General features: G+C 67.3%; 3 protein-coding genes. 1 reads left to right on the top strand and 2 read right to left on the bottom strand.

All coding sequences use genetic code 11. The features are described from left to right. Window positions 1-55: 55 nt before the first annotated feature. Window positions 56-1,177, bottom strand: coding sequence for an alanine racemase (gene alr / locus CF68_RS01015; protein ID WP_035815440.1), 1,122 nt, complete (start codon window positions 1,175-1,177; stop codon window positions 56-58). A gap of 570 nt (window positions 1,178-1,747) precedes the next feature. Here alr and lplT point away from each other — a divergent pair. Continuing rightward, a complete protein-coding gene (gene lplT / locus CF68_RS01010) occupies window positions 1,748-3,067 on the top strand; it encodes a lysophospholipid transporter LplT (protein ID WP_035815439.1) in 1,320 nt (439 codons plus the stop codon). 15 nt (window positions 3,068-3,082) lie between these two features. On the opposite strand, the gene CF68_RS01005 is transcribed toward lplT, so the two are convergent. Further along, window positions 3,083-4,065 (bottom strand): DUF1853 family protein (locus CF68_RS01005; RefSeq protein ID WP_035815438.1); only part of this gene is annotated, 983 nt, incomplete at its 5' end.

Genomic DNA, 4,065 nt, shown 5'->3' with positions numbered 1-4,065 from the left:
GCGGCGCCCGGCAGATGGTAAGTGCGCGGGCCTGCGCCCGCACCAACGCCCCGGATCAGGCCACGGCAGGCGCGGCGCTGTCCGAAGCCGTGATCGTCGCCACCGAGGTCGGCACGCGCGGCGCCAGCGCGCACATCAGCTCATAGCCCACCGTGCCGCTGGCCTGCGCCACCTCGTCGATCGGCAGGCCCTGGCCCCACAGCGTGACCGGGCTGCCGACCTTGGCCTTCGGGCACGGGGTCAGGTCCACGCACAGCATGTCCATCGACACGCGCCCGACCAGTTCGGTGCGCACGCCGTCGACCAGCACCGGCGCGCGCTGCTCGCCCCAGCCCGACGCATGGCGCGGGTAGCCGTCGGCATAGCCGCACGCCACCACGCCGATGCGCATCGGCCGCTCGGCGGTGAACATGGAGCCGTAGCCGACGGTATCGCCCGGCTGCAGGTCCTGCACCGAGATCAGTTCGCTTTGCAGCGACATGGCGGGCTGCAGGCCGGTGCCGGCAATATCGGCATCGCGCCCGGTCGGCGAGGCGCCGTACAGGATGATGCCGGGGCGGACCCAGGCGCGGTGCGCCTGCGGGTGCCACAGCACCGCGGCCGAGTTCGACAGGCTGGCCTCGCCCGGCAGGTTGGCCGTGGCGGCGTCGAAGGCCTCGATCTGGTGGGCGATGCCTCGGGGACTATCCGCATCGGAAAAATGCGTCATATGGACGATACTGCCCACACAGGGCATGGCGCGCGCGCGCTCCCAGGCGGTACGGTAATCGGCCGGATGGAAGCCGAGCCGGTTCATGCCGGTATTGAGCTTGAGCTGGATTGCCAGCGGCCCCTTGGCGCGTGCGCTTTCCAGCATGCGCAGTTGCTCGTCGCAATGGATCGCGGTAGTCAGGCGGTATTGTTCGATGACGGCAACATCCTGCGGCTGGAAGAAGCCCTCCAGCAGCAGGATCGGGCCCTGCCAGCCAAGGTCACGCAGCAGCACGGCCTCGTTCAGGTCCAGCAGGCCGAAGCCGTCGGCACCCCGCAGCGCGGCAAAGACGCGGCGGATGCCGTGGCCGTAGGCATTGGCCTTGACCACTGCCCAGATGCGCGACTCCGGCGCCTTGCGGCGGATGATGTCGAGATTGTTGGCCAGGGCGGGTTGATGGATGACAGCGTGGATGGGTCTTGGCATGGGAGTCACATCTCAGGAAGCGGACGAGCAAGCAGGCGGCGCTGGCGGCATGGGCGGCCGGCGCGGGCGCTGGAAGGACGGCTCTGTCTCAGTATCGATGGCGCAAACGTCACCTGTCGGTGTGCAGCAGCATGTTGCGGCGACTGGCATGCGGGAATGTGCGGAATTGGCAGGCCCGTGTATCCCAGTCACCATATCGGTTCGACCACGCACCAGATCAGGGAAGACCCGGTCGGCTGGTCGCGATCGCAGTCGTTATTTGAACACATTCAGATGCCATTGCCGGGGGTCATCGGGGAATCGGCGCGGCAATCCGCTGTCAAAAAGAGCCCTTGCCGGGGTTCGGGAATGTCATGTTTTCGTGATATAAAGCCGGACGCTCCGGCCATGTTCTAAAAGCGAAGCATTATGTCAATGACTGTCAGGCAAGCCTCAAGGCGCCGCAGCGCAGCACCACAGACACAATTCGACACGGCCGCGGCACAAGGTTCCCTGCAAACCATGGCCTCCCCGGTGGGCGCCAGCCTGGCCAACCTGAGCGGAGCTCGCGATGGAGAAAAAGTCGACAGCATGAAGAAGGGTTTTTACACCATCATGGCCGCGCAGTTTTTTTCTTCGCTGGCCGACAATGCCTTACTGATCGCCGCCATCGCCCTTCTGACCGAATTGCATTCCCCGCAGTGGATGACCCCGCTGCTCAAGCTGTTCTTCGTTCTTTCCTACGTCGTTCTCGCCGCTTTCGTCGGCGCCTTTGCCGACTCCATGCCCAAGGGGCGGGTGATGCTCATCACCAACGCCATCAAGGTGGTCGGCTGCGCCATCATGATGTTCGGGCTGCACCCGTTGCTGGCGTATGGCGTGGTGGGATTCGGCGCGGCGGCGTACTCGCCGGCCAAGTACGGCATCCTGACCGAGCTGCTGCCGCCAGAGAAACTGGTGCTGGCCAATGGCTGGATTGAAGGCCTGACGGTGGGCTCGATCATCCTGGGCACCGTGGTCGGCGGCGCGCTGATTTCCGTGCACGTGTCAGGGATGCTGCTGCAACTGGATGTCCCCTTGCTGAACACCGGCATCGACACCCCGGCCGAGGCCGCGATGGTGGTGATCATGCTGTTCTACGTGGTCGCCTCGATCTTCAACCTGTTTATCCCCGATACCGGCGCCCGCTATCCGGCGCAGGAAAAGAACCCGATCCGGCTGATCGCCGAGTTCGGCGACTGCTTCGTGGCGCTGTGGCGCGACAAGCTGGGCCAGATCTCGCTGGCGGTGACCACGCTGTTCTGGGGCGTGGGCGCCACGCTGCAGTTCATCGTGCTGAAGTGGGCCGAGAAATCGCTGGGCCTGAACCTGTCCCAGGGCGCGCTGCTGCAGGCCGTGGTGGCCGTGGGCGTGGCCGTGGGCGCGATCCTGGCCGCGGCGCGCATCCCGCTGCGCAAGTCGCTGTCGGTGCTGCCATTTGGCGTGGCCATGGGCGCGACCGTCATGATCATGGCGTTCTACACCAAGGATGCGATGCCCAATGTCACGCTGGACGTGCTGGGCATGCATATGCCGCTGTACATGGCCATCGCCTATGTATTCCTGATGGTGGTGGGCGCCATGTCGGGCTACTTCGTGGTGCCGATGAACGCGCTGCTGCAGCACCGCGGGCACGTGCTGCTGTCGGCAGGCCACTCCATCGCGGTGCAGAACTTCAATGAGAACGTCTCGGTGCTGCTGATGTTGTGCCTGTATGCGCTGCTGATCAAGCTGAACGTGCCGATCGGCGTGGTCATCGTCGCACTGGGCCTGTTTATCTGCGTGACCATGGCGCTGGTGCTCAAGCTGCACAAGTACAACGCGCGCACCTTCAACTCGCTGGCGATGATCGGCGAGGACAAGCACCACTAGCCGGCGCAGCGAGGGTCAGGCCGCGTCCTGCGCGGCCTGCGGCCCCGGTCTTGGCGGCTCCGCCGCCCGCGCCAGCGCCCGTTCTTCCCACCCCGGCGGCACCACGAACCCGCGCGAGCATTCGCGCCACCAGCCCGGCGCCTCTGGCCCGGCCGGTTCCAGTTCGCACAGCATCACCGGCGATTCGCGCCGCCAGCCGTGGTCATGGCGCGGGTCGGCAAAGCGCTGCGCCAGCATCGCGTGCAGCGCGCCGACATCTTCCGTGCCGGATTCGGGCACCAGCGCGCCCGACAACCATCCGGTACGCGGCAGGCGGCACCAGCGCAAGCCGGGCCGCGCGGCAGCGCGGGCGGCCCAGCCGTCGAGCGTGGACCACCAGCCGTGCAGATGGTCCGGCGCGATACCCAGCGCATCCAGCCCCGGCGGCACCCGGCCATCGCGATAGAACAGCCAGCCCAGCAGGTAGACCTCGCTGCGGTCCACCGTATGTCCCAGCAGGGCCTGTGCCTCCGCGCTGCAGCCCAGGGGGAGCTGGCGGTGCACGATGTGGCCCAGCTTGTCGCCAAGGCGGTCGACCAGGTTCGGGCCGACGAAATCCTGCGCCCGCGCCACCTGGCTAGCGCCAGGCGCCATCAGGTAGAACTTGGCCGCCATCTCCCAATGGACCACCGCGCCCGACGCCTGCTCGCGCCAGATAAAGTCCAGCTCGCCCAGCGTGCGGATACCCTGCCGCCCCGCGCGCCGCACCGGCACGTTGGCAGCCAGCAGCGACAGCCCCTGCATATGGCGCAGCGCAAAATGCAGCAGCCGCTCGGCATGGCGGCCCAGCCGCAGGCTGCGGCTGGCGGGGTCCTGGTCGGGATCGTCGGCGGAGGGGGCGGCGTGGCCGCCAGCCAGTTCGTCGATGGTGGCGGGCAGCGTGGCGGGGTCCGCGGCTTCCAGCCAGTGCTGCCATGCGGCCAGCGTGCCGGCGGGCCAGCGCGCCGGGGCCGCGCCCG

The sequence above is a fragment of the Cupriavidus sp. SK-4 genome, assembly GCF_000611125.1.
GTDB classification, from domain to species: domain Bacteria; phylum Pseudomonadota; class Gammaproteobacteria; order Burkholderiales; family Burkholderiaceae; genus Cupriavidus; species Cupriavidus necator.
This window is presented reverse-complemented; position numbering and strand designations above follow the sequence as displayed.